This is a genomic window from Crocinitomix algicola (assembly GCF_001661595.2).
GTDB classification, from domain to species: domain Bacteria; phylum Bacteroidota; class Bacteroidia; order Flavobacteriales_D; family Crocinitomicaceae; genus Crocinitomix; species Crocinitomix algicola.
On record NZ_LYPF02000002.1, the window covers coordinates 226,190 to 241,982 of the forward strand.

The 15,793-nt window shown below is 33.9% G+C and carries 14 protein-coding genes; 7 read left to right on the forward strand and 7 right to left on the reverse strand.

Annotated elements, in window-relative coordinates:
• A complete protein-coding gene (locus A8143_RS02660; RefSeq protein WP_066755864.1) occupies nt 1-282 on the reverse strand; it encodes a DUF427 domain-containing protein in 282 nt (93 codons plus the stop codon).
• A gap of 230 nt (nt 283-512) precedes the next feature.
• On the opposite strand from A8143_RS02660, the gene A8143_RS02665 reads away from it, so the two are divergent.
• A complete protein-coding gene (locus A8143_RS02665) occupies nt 513-851 on the forward strand; it encodes a hypothetical protein (RefSeq protein WP_066755866.1) in 339 nt (112 codons plus the stop codon).
• A 128-nt stretch (nt 852-979) separates the two neighbouring features.
• A complete protein-coding gene (locus A8143_RS02670; RefSeq protein ID WP_066755869.1) occupies nt 980-2,587 on the forward strand; it encodes a SulP family inorganic anion transporter in 1,608 nt (535 codons plus the stop codon).
• 63 nt (nt 2,588-2,650) lie between these two features.
• Here A8143_RS02670 and A8143_RS17170 read toward each other — a convergent pair whose 3' ends face one another.
• A complete protein-coding gene (locus A8143_RS17170; RefSeq protein ID WP_066755872.1) occupies nt 2,651-4,144 on the reverse strand; it encodes a YVTN family beta-propeller repeat protein in 1,494 nt (497 codons plus the stop codon).
• 6 nt (nt 4,145-4,150) lie between these two features.
• Nucleotides 4,151-6,298: an endonuclease MutS2 gene (locus A8143_RS02680; protein ID WP_066755875.1), complete on the reverse strand. Its 2,148-nt coding sequence runs from the start codon at nt 6,296-6,298 to the stop codon at nt 4,151-4,153.
• A 201-nt stretch (nt 6,299-6,499) separates the two neighbouring features.
• Here A8143_RS02680 and A8143_RS02685 point away from each other — a divergent pair, with 201 nt between their 5' ends.
• Nucleotides 6,500-7,147 carry a hypothetical protein gene (locus tag A8143_RS02685; protein WP_066755878.1) on the forward strand — a complete coding sequence of 216 codons (648 nt, stop codon included), beginning with the start codon at nt 6,500-6,502 and terminating at the stop codon, nt 7,145-7,147.
• Here the strand turns inward: A8143_RS02685 and A8143_RS02690 are convergent, their stop codons facing one another.
• Together A8143_RS02690 and A8143_RS02695 are read right to left on the reverse strand one after the other, a co-directional pair.
• Nucleotides 7,148-9,193 (reverse strand): S9 family peptidase, encoded by a 2,046-nt coding sequence (locus A8143_RS02690; protein WP_066755881.1) that lies wholly within the window; start codon nt 9,191-9,193, stop codon nt 7,148-7,150.
• A 2-nt stretch (nt 9,194-9,195) separates the two neighbouring features.
• Nucleotides 9,196-10,713, reverse strand: coding sequence for a L,D-transpeptidase family protein (locus A8143_RS02695; protein WP_175437463.1), 1,518 nt, complete (start codon nt 10,711-10,713; stop codon nt 9,196-9,198).
• Nucleotides 10,714-10,842: 129 nt separating this feature from the next.
• Between A8143_RS02695 and A8143_RS02700 the strand changes: the two genes are divergently transcribed.
• Genes A8143_RS02700 through A8143_RS02710 form a run of 3 tightly spaced genes read left to right on the forward strand, consistent with a single transcriptional unit; the run spans nt 10,843 to nt 13,529 of the window.
• The gene (locus A8143_RS02700) at nt 10,843-11,454 is read left to right on the forward strand and encodes a rhomboid family intramembrane serine protease (RefSeq protein WP_066755888.1); all 612 of its coding nucleotides are present in this window, start codon (nt 10,843-10,845) and stop codon (nt 11,452-11,454) included.
• Nucleotides 11,451-12,296 carry an aminotransferase class IV gene (locus A8143_RS02705; protein WP_066755891.1) on the forward strand — a complete coding sequence of 282 codons (846 nt, stop codon included), beginning with the start codon at nt 11,451-11,453 and terminating at the stop codon, nt 12,294-12,296. Before A8143_RS02700 ends, A8143_RS02705 begins: the two co-directional genes overlap by 4 nt.
• A 21-nt stretch (nt 12,297-12,317) precedes the next feature.
• The gene (locus tag A8143_RS02710; protein ID WP_066755893.1) at nt 12,318-13,529 is read left to right on the forward strand and encodes a tetratricopeptide repeat protein; all 1,212 of its coding nucleotides are present in this window, start codon (nt 12,318-12,320) and stop codon (nt 13,527-13,529) included.
• On the opposite strand, the gene A8143_RS02715 is transcribed toward A8143_RS02710, so the two are convergent.
• Entirely contained in the window at nt 13,526-14,101 is a 576-nt protein-coding gene (locus A8143_RS02715; RefSeq protein WP_066755895.1) for a YqgE/AlgH family protein, read from the reverse strand. The genes A8143_RS02710 and A8143_RS02715 overlap by 4 nt on opposite strands.
• An 87-nt stretch (nt 14,102-14,188) precedes the next feature.
• Here A8143_RS02715 and smpB point away from each other — a divergent pair, with 87 nt between their 5' ends.
• The gene (smpB, locus tag A8143_RS02720; RefSeq protein ID WP_066755897.1) at nt 14,189-14,635 is read left to right on the forward strand and encodes an SsrA-binding protein; all 447 of its coding nucleotides are present in this window, start codon (nt 14,189-14,191) and stop codon (nt 14,633-14,635) included.
• A gap of 5 nt (nt 14,636-14,640) precedes the next feature.
• Here the strand turns inward: smpB and A8143_RS02725 are convergent, their stop codons facing one another.
• Nucleotides 14,641-15,768, reverse strand: a complete 1,128-nt coding sequence (locus A8143_RS02725; protein WP_066755905.1) for a glycosyltransferase family 4 protein — start codon at nt 15,766-15,768, stop codon at nt 14,641-14,643.
• Nucleotides 15,769-15,793: the final 25 nt, after the last annotated feature.

Sequence of the window (15,793 nt, forward strand, 5' to 3'; positions counted from 1 at the left end):
TTATTTTACTTCAACACCTTTCCAAAAGGCTATATATCCCTTAATATTTTTCGCGAGTTCAGAAGTTTCGGGGTAGTACCATGCGGCATCTTCATTTAGTGCGTCAGCTACTTCAATGCTGTAGTAAGAAGCTTCACCTTTCCAAGGGCAAATTGTATGCGTGTCTGATGAAATTAAAAATTCCCTTTTAACATCACCAGGCGGGAAATAATGGTTTCCTTCAATATTTACTGTGTTTTCGCTTGCCGCTATCACTACTCCATTCCATATAGCCTGTTTCATTGTATTTTATTTTTTTTAACTAAAAGTAAGGTTATCTAATCTTTAGTCGGTTGACGGTGGGGGGAATTACAAAAGCATTTCAAATGCTTTAAATGGTCAACATTTTCTTCCAACAATATAATGAAACCTTTGGTCTTAAGAAAGGAATTGAAGGGTGTTTTTTGAAAATTAACAAAAATTTAAATCCTGATTATTTTTGATTAGGACTGTAAACATTTAACTTTGTGCTAATGCCAGAACAAAGTAAAATAGGAATGAGTAGTGACCTTTTAGGTATAAAGAGGTTATTTGTTTCTTATTTGTTTTACTTTTTTTTATTGCAACCGGTAATCGGCTTTTTCTATCCAGAATGGAGTAGTCCTCAGGTTTTTCAATTGGTTGAAGAAGAAGATTCAGGCCAAAGTAGAATTTTGGAAGAACGTGTTTGTCATAGTTTAGAAGATAACTTTTTAGATTTTAGTTTTGAACAAATTCAATTGAATCATAAGCATCTCTATTTTTATTACATTAGTCTATATCAAGCTTTTAAAAAAGAAACCCCAAGTCCCCCTCCAGAGTTTATTGTTTAATACCAAATGATTTCGTCGGTAAATTTAAACCTGACGAATATTTGTGGTCAACATTTGGCCATAAAAGTGTTTTATAAACCGAATTGTGTCGTACTTTTTAGGTATGTCACCCCATGTATTAAATAAAAATGAAAGAGAATAAAAGTTTTTTTTCAAGCTTAAAGTTTGATTTTGCGGCTGGATTAGTCGTGTTTTTTGTGGCCTTGCCACTATGTTTAGGAATCTCATTAGCTTCAACAAGTTATGCAGAGATGGATGGAATGGCCGCTTTTGGTGGTGTTGTTTTTCCAGGATTAATTTCAGGTATTATTGGAGGTATTGTAGTAGGCTCTATAAGTGGATCAAAATTTGGAGTATCAGGTCCTGCTGCTGGTCTAATTACCATCGTTGCAGCGGCAATAGTTGGATTTGGAGGATTTGATAACGGAGGTTATGAAAAGTTTGTAGTAGCTGTTGCTTTGGCAGGTGTTATTCAAATTGCATTAGGATTTTTAAAAGCAGGTTTTGTCGCTTATTACGTTCCTTCATCTGTAATAAAGGGGATGTTAGCGGGTATTGGAATAACCATTATTATCAAAGAAATTCCACACTTTTTTGGGTATGATAAAGATCCGGAAGGAGATTTAGGTTTTAATCAAGTTGATGGACATAATACTTTTTCAGAGTTAGGTTATATGATGGATAACGTGCATATCGGAGCAACGCTTATAGCAGTTATTTCAATTGCCATTCTGATTTTTTGGGGAACTAAAATGATTAAATCAAATAAAATTTTAGGAATGATTCCTGGTCCACTTGTAGCAATTATCGTTTCAATTTTTGCGGCGTTGTTATTGGTCGATAATCCAGATTTTGCTGTTTCAGGAGAACATTTGGTATCCGTGCCAACACCAAATGATTTTACTGAGTTTAAAGCTCAATTTTACTTCCCTGATTTCTCGGCTCTATCAGATCCTCAAGTTTATGTTGTAGCCTTTACCATTGCAATAGTTGCAAGTTTGGAGACTTTATTATGTGTTGAAGCAACTGATAAAATGGACCCTGACAAAGGTCGTACACCAATGAATTTAGAATTAAAAGCACAAGGATTTGGAAACCTGGCTTCAGGATTATTGGGTGGATTGCCAATCACACAAGTTATTGTTCGTTCAACGGCTAATATGAATGCAGGTGCAAAAACTAAAAAATCAGCAGTTTTGCATGGTGTCTTTTTAATGTCATTTGTAATAGCATTACCTTGGTTATTGAACATGATACCCCGTGCAACTTTGGCAGCAGTATTAATATTGATAGGTTATAAATTGGCAAGCCCTAAATCGATCGCGGCAATCGTAAAAAGTGGATTTGCGCAGTATTTCCCATTTTTCGTTGTTATAATCGTAATGTTACTAACTGATTTGTTGGTTGGAGTTGGAGTAGGATTGGGAGTTGCGTTTTTAATTATCCTGTACAACAACTATAAGTTATCTTATTTCGTTGCACCAAAAGAAAATGATGGTATTATTCATTTAGCATTATCGCAGCATGCTACTTTTTTAAACAAAGCGGTTATTGTTAAAACATTGGATGAAATTGAAGATGGTAAGTCTGTTGAAATAGATTTAACATTGTGCCATGACATTGATTATGACATTAGAGAAGTGATAATGGAATTTCAAGAAAGTGCCAAGGATCGAGAAATAAATGTTACGATTATTGACGCTGAAAAATTGAATACAAAGGAGCTAACCAACTAGTTTAATATACCTGTAAAGGTTTGTAATTCACTTAGCGCGCTAGCCATGGTTAGCGCGCTTTTTTTATTTCCAATATAAAACCCAAGCTGAAGAACATCCTTCGACTTGTTTTTGAATATGAACCTTTGCTTCCTCTGCGGCTATTTCACTTGAATAATTTTCGATAGAAACGTAATTATACTTTCCCTTTAGAACAGTTGCTCTGTAATTTAAAGCAAGGAGTTCATTTTTCCTTTTTTCGGCATTTTCAGGAATCGAAAAAGCACCTATGATGATATGATAATTTCCAAGTGTATCTTTTATGGTTGATTTCATTGAAGTGTCGTTGCTATCAACTTCGGTGTTACTTTTTGATTTTTTTTTATCTACCCGTAAAGAAGGCGTTGTCGGTTGACCCGAATTTTGTGGTGTATACAGAAAACTAAATAAATTTTCAGTCAAATCTTCTTCCTTAAAAGAGGGGAGCTTAAAATCGTGAAATATTTCGATTTTCCCACTGTAACAAGCTACCCAAATGTCATTTTGCTGCCAATTTCCGCATATTCCAATTGGTTTTTCGCCAGTAGTTATTGTTGCTTCAGTAAGCATTGATGAGGTATTAATTTTCGAAAAACTATTGTCAAAATAATTTACAACATACAACCATTTTTCATCTGGAGATAAGGTCATGCTTCTCGGACCTGAACCCGTTTCACACATTTGCCTTTTTCCAGTTTTTAAGTCTACTTTTACAATTTTATTACTGGAGTTTACAGATACTAGTAAAGTAGAATCATTATTTGTTAGGAGAATAGACCTTGGAGCTTTGCCAATATCTTTAATATAATTTACCGAATAATCCATTAAATCTACCACAGCAATTTTTGTTGAACCCATTACGGTTATATAGGCCTTTGTGCCGTCTTTGTTAATTGCAATGCCTCGAGGATGAAGGCCAACTTTAACCCGTTTGATTTCTTCCTCTTTAACTAAGTCGATTATAGAAATATCCGAACTTACCCAATTAGAAACGATAAGCGTTTTTTGATCGGTTGACATGGCAATGAATTTTGGAACAGAACCCACTTTAATAACGGATTCTATTTTATGCGTTTTTAAGTTTATTTTGTAAATAAAACTAGGGTCATAATTACTGCCCACGCATTGGTCACACCCCGGTTTATTAAATTCGGAGCCTTTCATTTCATAATTTGAAACCCAAAGATAGTTGCCATCTTCAGTAAAAACACCTTCAACGGGAGCTCCACGATAATAATTTTCTTTATAATTCTTATAGCCGAATTCACTTAAATTGACACCGTCATCTATTGTCGTTATTTCATGTCCTTCTTGATTATAAAGAACAACAGTATGCCTGTACATCATATTTTGTGCAGCAAAAACCCCTTGACCATTCGTTACGATTGATTTGGGTGAAATACGTCCGCTGATTTCATGTTTTTTACGAATATGACTTTCTACCTGAGCAATTGAATTTAGGTTGATTGAAAATAAGTAGATTAAGAAGGTCAGTTTTATCAATTTATAATATTGCTGATATGAAAAGTTTAATCGCATTTTCAATTATCCTTCAACTTCAGATACTGTGGTTTTAATGATAAAATTACCAATTTGAACTGTTAGTTTTTTACCATCGCGCTCCAATAATACGCCTTTCGTCGATTGGTTTTTCAATTTTATTTTGTTACCAACTATTAAAGTGGCTTCTTTTTTTGCTGCTTTTTCCTGTTCTATCGCTGCTTCTATCGCTTTCTCTTTTTGAATGTCTTCTTGCGTTTTCTTTGGTACTGCCGGTTGTTGGAGATTTTTCTCTAAAACTGCTGGTTTGTCTTGTTCAAGAATCTTAGACTTTTCAATGGAAGCCAATTTTTTTAAAGCTTCGTTGATGGCTTTATTCGTTTTATGATGTTTAAATTTTCCTATGATTTCATAAAACTTTTTACCGATATTGACAAATTTTTGTTGCTGTTCGATGAAACGATTGATTCGTTCGGATTTTTCTTGTAACCGTTCCAATTTTTCGTTGTATTCTCGAATGCTTTTTTTGGCTTTGTTTTGAGTTTTATACTGCTCGTTATTAATACGCTTAAACTTTGATTTTTCTTTTTGTAGAGAAGCTGATAATGCATCCACTTTAAGCTTGTTTTCAGAAACCTCTAATTTCGCTTGTTCGATCAGCTCTTTAGGAATTCCATTATGCTCAGCTACTTCGAAGGTAAATGATGAGCCTGGTAGACCAATAGATAGTTGGAATAATGGTGTTAATTTTTTTGTATCAAATAACATACAAGCATTCTCTGCAGAAGGTAATGAAGACGTTAATATTTTAATATTGGTGTAATGAGTTGTGATTACGGAATAAACCGATCTATTGTAGAGCTCTTTATAAAATACTTCCGCTAAGGCGCCACCAAGTTCAGGGTCTGATCCACTACCAAATTCATCCAATAATAAAAGCGTTTTATCATTGACTGTCTGCAGAAAAAAGTTCATCCTATTTAACCGATAGCTATACGTACTCAATTGGTTCTCTATCGATTGGTTATCTCCAATATCGGATAAAACTTGATCAAACCAACAACACGAACTTGTTTCAGACACACTTAAAAATAATCCGCATTGATACATCATTTGCAACAAACCTACCGTTTTCAAGGTAATCGATTTTCCACCTGCATTTGGTCCGGAAATCACCAAGAATCGACCGTTTTCATTCAAAATAATTTCTTGCCCTATGGTTTTTAGGTTAGATTGTTGATTTTTCAAATAGAGGAGAGGATGAACAGCATCTTCCCAATGCATAGACTGGGATTGATTAAATCGCGGACGAATTCCTTTATAGGTTGATGCAAACATTACTTTTGCACTAAGCAAATCAAAGCGAACAAGCAATCGTTGGAAGGCTTTTAATTGTTTTTTTTCGGAACGTAAAGCTTTCGTTACCTTTTCAAGTATTATGAACAATTCGTTATTTTCATCGATTCTTAATTGCTCTTGTATTTTGTTTAGTTCAACGTTTTCCAGAGGTTCGATATAGGTAAAGTTACCTTTAGCACTAACACCGTATAATTTACCAGGAACCCTTTTCTTGTATTGCGATAGAACAGCTAATAACCTCCTGTTTTCTAAAAAAGTTTCCTCTATTTCACCCAATAAATCTTCTTGTTTATACTTTCTCAGAGCTCGATCAAAATTTTTATTGATTTCAACCTGATTGGTTTTTTGACGTTGTCGTATTGCTGCTAATCTAGGTGTTGCATTGTCCTTAATCTTGAGTTGTTTGATGTCTAAAATACTCGTGATTGTGGTCAGTATTTCTTTAATTCCTGTGATATGTTCACATGCACCAAAAATTAGAGGAAACTGAATTTGATTGTTTCGTGCAAAATCAATAATTTGTTTTGTGCCAGCGCAAAGGGAATATACTTTTAATAACTCAGAAAGGATGAGAACCCCATTTTCAATTCTTAAAATATTTAATGCAGTATCTATATCTTCAGCGTTTGGGTGGGGAAAACTTAATCCATCGTCATTGAAAATTGTTTGAATCTCGGCCAATAAATCGAATTCTTGTTTGAGTTTTTCAGGTGATTCAAAAAAATTCAGGTTCATCGCATTTTGCTTTGCTTTTTGCGATTTGCAATGCGTTGAAAGCAGTTGGCAAACTACATCAAACTCTAAATCTTTTGCGCTTTGTTTATCAAATTTCATTAGGCGGTAAAATTAATTATAATCTTTTAGCTTTCTATTGCGATTTTTTATTCGAAATCAATAAAAATGATTAAATTATATCCTTTTTGAAAGAAGAAACGAATAATTCAGTGTTAATAATTAAAATAAATTGTTTTGGTATGAACTTTGAATTAGTTGACTCACACACTATTTTTGTTTAAACATTTAATTGCAAAAAGGATGAAGAATTTTCTACTATTTTCACTTTTGATTTTATCCAAAATTGGTTTTTCGGATTCCCCATTAACTTCAACCGATTTTTATAAAGCTTATAGCTCAGAAGAAATGGTTATTCATGTCCAAGAGCGTGGTTTTGATCAATACTTTGTTGAATTTTTACTAAACAAGCGGAAAGATCCCGTAATTAAAATTGCCGCAATAAACGCATTGGGTTGGGGACAATCTACCTATATTCAAGAGTTCGAAAGATATCTTTTGAAGAATAGAAGTGGGCTGCAACCTCAGGTGTTTGATTTTTTGCGCTCCACAGAAGTGTCAGATGAACAAAAGGGAAATTTATCCTTTTTAAAGGGAGATGATTTATTGTGTTGGGCGTATCTCCAGGCAATGTCAGATTATGATAATCCCGAGAAGGCACTTTATGCTGCAAAAGTCGCCGCTGAGCGTGAGCCCAAAAGCATGGCTCCTGCTGTCGTATATACATTGATTGCCGGACAGGTTGCTTTTGATAGCGAATGGTGCGAGGTATATAATTTGGGAGTTAAAAATCTAAAAAATACAACCTATAAAAATGACACCCTAAAACAGGATGCCATTCAAATAATAATGGATTATTTAGATTTATATAAAACGTATTGTGAAAAGTAATTAATGCTCAAGTGCCCACAGAATAAAGGCATACTCAAAAGCCATTTCTTGCAGTTGTTCATACCTTCCCGACATGCCACCGTGGCCAGCATCCATATTTGTTTTTAATAAAATTTCATTCGAACTCAAGTTGTAATCGCGAACCTTGGCAACGTATTTCGTAGGTTCCCAATATTGCACTTGTGAATCATGCAGACCACTTGTAATAAGTATTTTAGGATAATGCTGAGATGAAATTTGATCGTATGGAGAATATGAAAGCATATAATCATAATAGATTTTTTCATTTGGATTTCCCCATTCATCGTACTCTCCTGTAGTTAAAGGAATTTTATCATCAAGCATTGTGGTAACCACGTCCATAAATGGTACTTGAGCAATTATGGCGCGCCATAAATCAGGTCTTAAATTTGCTATCGCTCCCATCAAGAGACCTCCAGCACTACCTCCCATAGCAAATAATTTATCAACATGTGCATATTTTTCTGAAACAAGAAATTCGGCTGAAGCAATAAAATCTGTAAACGAATTTTTCTTTTTAAGGAGCTTACCACCTTCATACCACGGTGTACCCAGATATTCACCCCCTCTTACATGAGCAATAGCAAACACAAATCCTCGATCGAGTAAACTTAATCTAACCGAGCTAAAGTAGGGGTCAATAGTTGATCCGTAAGAACCATATGCATAAAGTAACAAGGGTTGTTTACCATTCTTCTGAAATAGGTCCTTTTTATAGACTAAAGAAATGGGAATGTGCGTACCATCTTCCGCTTTTGCCCAAACTCTTTCTGAATGATATTCATTCGGTGAGAAATCACCAAGAACGGGTGCTTGTTTTATTAACGTATACTCAAAACTTTCTAGGTTTATATCATAGATTGTATGTGGTGTGGTCATTGAACTGTACCCAATTCGAACAGATTGATGGTCTGCTTCAGGATTGTTTTCTAGATAAAGTAAATACGTTTCTTCTGTAGGAGGCAATTGGCGATGACTCATATCGGTCAAACAATAAACGTTTAACTGACTTAAACCAGCAATTTTTTCTTGTATTACGAGATGTGTTTTAAAGACCTCAAAATCTTCAATGAAAACAGTTTCATTATGTTCTTGAATCACTTCCCAGTTTTCAGGGGTTCTCCCTTCTAGGTTGCAACTTACAATTTTAAAGTTTTTTGCAGCGTGATTAGTTTTGAGGAAGAACTTGCCTCCGGCCGATTCAGGGTAATATTCATGACCAGTTTCTCTTGGTATAAAAGAAACGAAATCAACTTGGTTGTTCGCCGATTTAAACAAAAATTCAGTTGTTAATGTACTGTGACACCCAATGAATAAGTAGTTATAGTCAGAAGATTTATTGAGGTTGACAATAAATGTATCATCCTCTTCTTGATATATTTCTTTTTTAAGTTTTGTTTCAATATTAATTGATTGAATTAAATAAGGGCGCAGGGTTTCGGTGTCCTTTAAAGAATAATAGAGGTGAACATTATCATTGTGCCAAGCCAAATCACTTCCTGCATTTTCAATGCAATACGGCAAAATTTCTCCAGTTTCTAAGTTTTTAAATCGAATTTGATAGAGACGTCTTCCTGTGATATCTTCGGTAAATGCCATAAGGCGATTATCCATTGTTATAGCATACGCCACTACTTCGTAATAAGGCAAATCTTTACAAAGTTCATTTTCATCTAAAAGAACCTCTTCTTCGGCATTTAAATTTTCTTTTTTCCGACAATATATTTCAAGTTCTTTCCCTGTTTCATATCGGCTATAATACCAATAACCATTTTTATAATAGGGAGCTGAGCTGTCATCTTCTTTAATTCTACCTTTCATTTCCTCAAAAAGGGTTAATTGAAGATTTTTAGTACTACCTAGTACAGACTCTGTGTATTCATTTTCTTTATTTAAGTAGTCAATTACTTCCGGATTTTCGCGTTCACGCATCCAATAATAAGGATCAATTCGTTCGTGTCCGTGCTTCTTTAAAACGGTTGTTTTTTTTTCTGCCCGAGGAATAGCAGGTGAGGTATCTTTCATTATTATTTAAAATTTGAATAAGTGTGAACAAAAAACTTTTCATCTCTTCCATAAATATCTGGATGAAAAATTATGTTTCCAGCGCTATCACCAGTAGCGGTAAAGTATTCGATTTGAACTTCAAAAGGTTCATTTAACTCTAATACTCTTTGTTCACCTCTAATTACAATGCTATCCAATGTATCTGCTTCCATTTTATATGCGTCCAATTCTAACATCGACTTCGCCAAAAGAAATGGATTTTCTAATCGCACGCAACCGTGTGAATAAGCCCTAACATCATTTGAAAACAGTCTCTTAGAAGGAGTGTCATGAACAAAAACAGCGTGGATATTTGGAAATAGAAATTTAATCTTGCCTAAACTATTACCTGATCCCCCTTCTTGCCTTACTCGATATGGAAAATTCTTTTCACGAATGGTAGCCCAGTCAACGGTATTCGGATCAATTTCCTCCCCTTTTTTAAACAACTTATATCCTTTACTTTGTAAATATGCGCTGTCTTTTTTAACATGATATAAAATTTCTGTCGAAGAAATAGAGTAGGGTACATGCCAATATGGATTGGTAACCATTCGTTCCATTTTGGCCTTAAATTCTGGTGTTTGGGTTTTATATGCCCCTACAACAACCCTGTGTTTACGCTTAACACGACCACTATCAATAAAATACAAATTAAATTCTGGGATGTTTACCCGGATGTATCGGGTAGGAGATTCTTTTTTCCAACGCCATTTTTCTAGACTTAAGGCGGCTTGATAAAAACGATCTTGATTACTTTTTTCAAGGGATTTGCCAGTCCATGTGCCAATTATTCCGTCATCTTTTAACCCATGTTGGAGTTGAAAATTTTTTAGTTCTCGAAGAAACAAAGAATCATTTTTTGCACCCACAGAATCCAAATAATGATAGGCTAATAACACTGATTTTGCTTGATTGTAACAAGCGTTTGAATCATCCCTAATATTAGGAATTTTAAAATGCATAGTATCTAATGGGAAATTTACAAGATATTTTTTTAGTCCTTTTTTAAGTTGAAGGTATTCCCAGTTTTTAGGTTCATGCTCGTAAATGATGGAATGAAGATTTTCGCCTGCTTTAACTCGATTGAGTTGTTCATCTATACTAAAATCTAAAGAGTCCTTTTTCCACTGATAGCTGTACGTTGAAGAGTCGATACAGCCCAAAGTAATATGAGAAATATATAGAAAAAAAGCGTTGGTAAGTAAAAGTTCTGCATCCATTAATGAAGAATCAATTAATGAGTTTATGGTATTGGCATGAAACATCTCTGGAATAAAACCATCAAAATATGAACTATCAATTATAATTTTCAGTTTTTTGCCTTTTTCCGTTAAACCTTTATCGTTAATCCAAATCGGAACATAATCTGACTTTTTATAAAAGCTTAAAACCTCGGTACTTGCAACTAATGTATCCCCTTTATATTCAAGCTGTTTCGTTTCGTAGAATTTCTTTTTGAGTTGCTCGCTTAATTCAATACCTTCTTCTGTTGTCAAAGCAGAATTGTTTGAACAACTTGTTAGTGTAACGAAAAACACTAATTTTAGTATAACAGATAGAATTATTAACCGCATTTCAGTTTAAATATACAGAACTGGAATCATATAAAGCCCACTTATTAGCAAATGTACATTACTTATTTATTATTAGCCGTAACAATTTTAATTTCCGTTAAGGCAATTGAAGATAATGTGCTGAAAGGGCGATTATTATTAAATCCTTATGACGTTACTCATTTTAAAAAATGGTACCGAACATTTACACATGCATTTATTCATGCTGATTGGATGCATTTAGGATTTAATATGTACGTACTTTATAGTTTTGGAGAAGTATTGGAAAAGAGTTTAGTATACCGTTACGAGTTATGGGGACATGCACTTTTTGCTTTTTTGTACTTAAGTGCAATATTAATGGCATCGCTTTATTCAATTAATAAACACAAAGACAATCCTAGCTACAACGCCCTTGGAGCATCAGGAGCCGTAATGGCTGTGCTATTTGCGTTTATTTTAATGAACCCTACTATCGAACTAGGTTTACTTTTTTTACCTATTTATGTACCAGCATATATTTTTGGACCTTTAATTCTTGTCGCGGAGTATTTTTTAGCGAAAAGAGGAGGAACAGGAATTGCTCATGACGCGCACATTTCTGGAGCAATTTATGGAGTTATTTTTATGTCTTGTGTGGATTTAGACTATTTGGCAAACTTTTTAAATCATTTTACAAGATGAGTCAATATGTAAATAGTAACGGAAATTTACTTTCCGCCGAAGGCTATGTGCTTGAAGCTGGTAATAGAGGGTATTTATATGGTGATGGATTGTTTGAAACAATTCGTGTAGTAAAAGGGAAAACTTTAAACCTACAACAACATTTAAACCGTTTATTAGATGGAATGGAAGCGCTGGAAATGGAGGTGCCAAGCGATTTTGATTTTGCGTTTTTCGAACGTGAAATTCATACCTTATTAATAAAAAATGAAATCGACTTAAACGCCCGTGTTCGTCTTTCAATTGATCGTAAAACTGGTGGACATTTTTTGCCCATATCCAACAAAGTTGATTATTTAATTGAGGCGGATCGAATACCAGAGTATGAATTTAGATTAAATCAAGAAGGGCTCGTAGTGGACCTTTTTGATGAAATAAAAAAACCAATCAATAGTCTGTCTAATTTTAAAACTAAAAACTGCTTAATCTATATTTTAGGTCGAATAAGAGCCGTTAAAAAAGGCTTAGATGACCATTTAATCTTGAATGAAAAGAATAGCATTATAGAAAGTACAAGTTCTAATTTATTTCTAGTGAGCAATGGTGTACTTTATACTTCAAGTTTGGACTCAGGTTGTTTAGGTGGAACAATGCGAATGCAAATAATCAATTTAGCCATTGAAAACAATATTAAAGTTTACGAATGCAATTTAAATCCGCAAAACCTATTAGCTGCTGATGAAATGTTTCTTACCAATGCTATAAATGGAGTAAGATGGATTAAAAAATTTAGATCTAAAAGTTATATAAATGAAATGGCCTCAAAATTGGTCAGTTTATTGAATAAAAAATGGAATCTTTAAGTAAAAAAAATAACCCTACAAATGAACTATCTTATTAAACGTATTTTATCATTATGCATTGCAATTATTACGGTGTTTACCCTAAGTGCTCAAGACTCTCGCGATTCAAAAAAAATAAAAAAATGCTGGAAAGTCTATCATAAAAAAGGGGTGAATGCAGGATTAACAAGATTAAAGGATTACATGGCCACTCAAATCAAAAATACCCCTTACGCTCATGAATCTTTAATTGTAATGGAATACGAGAAGTATTTAAAAATAAAAGAGGCCGGTTTAGAAGGATATGTAAATAATAAGAAAGCGGGTAAGCTTGATATAAATGCCATTCTTAAGGGGAATGAACAAGAAAGCGATTTAATAGCGGCTTGCCGTCGTGGAACAATTGAGGCCACATCACCTACAGGAGATAGAATAATTCATAGTTTATTGGTTCATGAAGATCCTGATACTTTAATCTCAGAAAAAGCAAAATTGTATTTCGAAGAGGGAAAAACTTTTTTTGAGAAGCAGGACTATGAGTTGGCAAAAATGAACTTTATAAAAGCTTTACAAGAAGATAGTAACTATTATAAACCATTGTTATATTTAGGTGAATCTATGGCCTTTGAAGATAACGCTGATAGTGCATTTGTTTATTATCAACTTGCAAGAAAGTTAAAACCTAATATGTTAGAGCCAAGGATTTATATTATAAATTATTTAACAGAGAAAGGTTTGTATTATCGCGCAAAAAAGGAAAGCCTAGAAGCCCTGACAATATATCCAGGTTTCAACATGAAATATAAATTAAATGGAATTTTGGATGTTGAAAATAAATACATGAATGAGCGCCGAATTACACGAACTTTTTACTCAAATAGTGTGACAAGAGAACCGCAGAATGATTTATCTAACATGCAGATTTGGAGAGATTACCGTCTTGCTCGTGAAATGGCTGTTTCTTATTGTTCGAAAGACGGAATCATATCCGACAATGAAAAGATTGAAGACCATTACCTAGAAGTTTATTCCTATCGCTATATGTTGAATAAAAATCAGCACGATTTACCTGAATTTTTGCACTTTGCGGATAAAATGAAAGAGGAAGGTTTCCTTGAGCCGTACGTTTTTATAAGTCAATTTCATTTTGATCTTTATCCACAATTTAAGCATTATATGTCAATTGAAGAAAATAGAAATAAGGCAATTGAATACATTGAGAAGTACGTAATTACTCCAAAACCAAGTTATTAATTTAATGTAGGATTTTTTGGAAAATGGGCAAATGCTTTGTATTTACCACCTTGTCTGGCCATGTAATCAGACCAAAGACGATTGTTAGAGGTGTCCATTATTTCACCAATATCATGGATGTCAGCAACTAACCACGCATTATGCTTTAATTCACTTTCCAATTGTTTTTCAACCCATCCTGAATATCCTAAAAAGAACCTAACATCTTTTTCTTGAATTGCATCAACACGAATTAGGTTTAATAATGTTTCAAAATCTCCTCCAGCATAAAGACCAGGAAAAACTTCTACACTTTCAGGTAACTGATCTCCTAAAGTATGGATATAGTAAAGGTTTTTAGAACTAACTGGACCACCTTGACCAATCTTCGTTTCAAATTCTGGCAATCCTTCAAAGTCGGTCAATTGCACATCAACATAATTGTTTAAAACAAAACCAAAAGACCCATCTTGATTATGTTCACAAAGTAAAACAACAGAACGGTGGAAATACGAACTTTCTTCAAAAGGTTCAGTTATTAATAGTCTTCCTTTTTTAGGTTCAAGTTTGTTGTATACGTTTAAATCAATCATTATTGCAAATATAAGACGAAGAAATCAGAAAAAAAGTGAGCCACGACAGTTTAAATGCTCTATTTTTTTTAGACCTTTGTTAGTACCATGTCTAAACTTGATATAAAAAATAAAAAAGTAAGGTTTGAGTTCGAACTTATCGATGACTTTACAGCGGGTATAGTTTTAACAGGAACAGAAATGAAATCCATTAGAAATGGAAAGGCAAGTATAATGGAGTCATTTTGTGTTGTTCGTGACGGTGAATTGTATATTCGAAATATGTATATTCAAGAATATGAAAATGGGAGCTATTATAATCACGAACCTCGACGAGATCGTAAGCTATTGGTAAATAAAATTGAGATCAAGAAGATTGAACGCAAACTTCGGGATAAAGGACTTACTATTGTTGCCTCTAAATTATTTATTAATGAAAAAAATCTTGCCAAACTTAGGATTCATATTGCCAAGGGTAAAAAACTACATGATAAGCGTAGCGATTTAAAAGAAAAGGATACAAAGAGAGAGATGGCGCGAGCTATGAAATACTAACAGTTTTAGTTGGTTCCCACGTTTACTATTTCTTCCCAAATTATTTTCGCTGAATTATCCCATGAAAATTTTTTTTGTTGTTCTTGACCCTTTTCAATGAGTTCCTTTCTTAAGTTGTCATCCGAGTCTAAGGCCTGCATTCCTTTGGTAATTGCTTCAATTGAGTAAGGGTCAACACACAAACCTGCATTTCCTGCAACTTCTGGCAATGATGTTTTATTACTTGTTAAAATAGGCACATTTGCGCGCATTGCTTCAACCAATGGAATGCCAAATCCTTCAAAATAAGAAACTAGTGTTAGGGCCTTTGCCGCGCCAACAATTTGGGTCAATTCATCTAATTTGACATGTCCAGAAAATAGAACCGCATCGCTATAATTTGATTGTTTTAAAATTAATTCGTAACTCGCGTTTTTCCATAAGGATTCTCCAACAATTAACAGTTTGGTTTCGGATCCGGTTTGTTCTTTAAACTTAAAAAAACCATGTAACATTCGCTCTATATTTTTTCTGGCGTGTAGTGCACCGACATAAACAAAATAAGGTTTTCCATCTGTGTACTTTTTCCTAATGTTAGTCTGTTCGATTTGCGGAAGTGGGGTGAATTTATCACTTGCGCCGTTATGCGCAACAACTACTTTATTAGAATCAATATTGTAAGTTGAACAGATGTCCTGCTTAGAATATTCCGATACTGTTATAATTTTTTTTGCTTTATTGGCGAATTTTGGAAAGTATTTTCTCAAATATCTTAATGCTGATTTTGGCAAATCTTCAGGATGGTGTTCGAAATTTAGGTCATGGATGACACCAATTTGAGGGACTTCTGTTTTTAAAGATAAATAGCCATCAGGAGAAAAAAACAGGTCTACTTTGTATTTTTTTAATGCTTTGGTGATAGAATAATCGAACCAGATTTTAAATAGAACTGGATGTCGTGCTTGTGGATACAAAACAACTGGTTTCACATTATCGGCAAAAATAAATTTCTTATCGAATGAACGGTCAAAGAAAAAGATAAAATCATGTTCGGGATGAGCTTCAACAATTCGCTTTACGATTTCATAAGTAAACCAACCAAAGCCTTCCATTTTATGCTTTAGTAAAAATCGTGTATTGATGGCTATTCTCATGACAGCGAATTTATGGGTTTCTTTA

What these genes read in the sequence shown, in the direction of transcription:
- A8143_RS02690 (WP_066755881.1), bottom strand. Translation starts at nt 9,193, where the DNA reads ATGAAAGATACCTCACCTGCTATTCCTCGGGCAGAAAAAAAAACAACC.
- A8143_RS02670 (WP_066755869.1), top strand. Translation starts at nt 980, where the DNA reads ATGAAAGAGAATAAAAGTTTTTTTTCAAGCTTAAAGTTTGATTTTGCG.
- A8143_RS02660 (WP_066755864.1), bottom strand. Translation starts at nt 282, where the DNA reads ATGAAACAGGCTATATGGAATGGAGTAGTGATAGCGGCAAGCGAAAAC.
- A8143_RS02680 (WP_066755875.1), bottom strand. Translation starts at nt 6,298, where the DNA reads ATGAAATTTGATAAACAAAGCGCAAAAGATTTAGAGTTTGATGTAGTT.
- A8143_RS17170 (WP_066755872.1), bottom strand. Translation starts at nt 4,144, where the DNA reads ATGCGATTAAACTTTTCATATCAGCAATATTATAAATTGATAAAACTG.
- A8143_RS02715 (WP_066755895.1), bottom strand. Translation starts at nt 14,101, where the DNA reads ATGATTGATTTAAACGTATACAACAAACTTGAACCTAAAAAAGGAAGA.
- A8143_RS02710 (WP_066755893.1), top strand. Translation starts at nt 12,318, where the DNA reads ATGAACTATCTTATTAAACGTATTTTATCATTATGCATTGCAATTATT.
- A8143_RS02725 (WP_066755905.1), bottom strand. Translation starts at nt 15,768, where the DNA reads ATGAGAATAGCCATCAATACACGATTTTTACTAAAGCATAAAATGGAA.
- smpB (WP_066755897.1), top strand. Translation starts at nt 14,189, where the DNA reads ATGTCTAAACTTGATATAAAAAATAAAAAAGTAAGGTTTGAGTTCGAA.
- A8143_RS02685 (WP_066755878.1), top strand. Translation starts at nt 6,500, where the DNA reads ATGAAGAATTTTCTACTATTTTCACTTTTGATTTTATCCAAAATTGGT.
- A8143_RS02665 (WP_066755866.1), top strand. Translation starts at nt 513, where the DNA reads ATGCCAGAACAAAGTAAAATAGGAATGAGTAGTGACCTTTTAGGTATA.
- A8143_RS02705 (WP_066755891.1), top strand. Translation starts at nt 11,451, where the DNA reads ATGAGTCAATATGTAAATAGTAACGGAAATTTACTTTCCGCCGAAGGC.
- A8143_RS02700 (WP_066755888.1), top strand. Translation starts at nt 10,843, where the DNA reads ATGTACATTACTTATTTATTATTAGCCGTAACAATTTTAATTTCCGTT.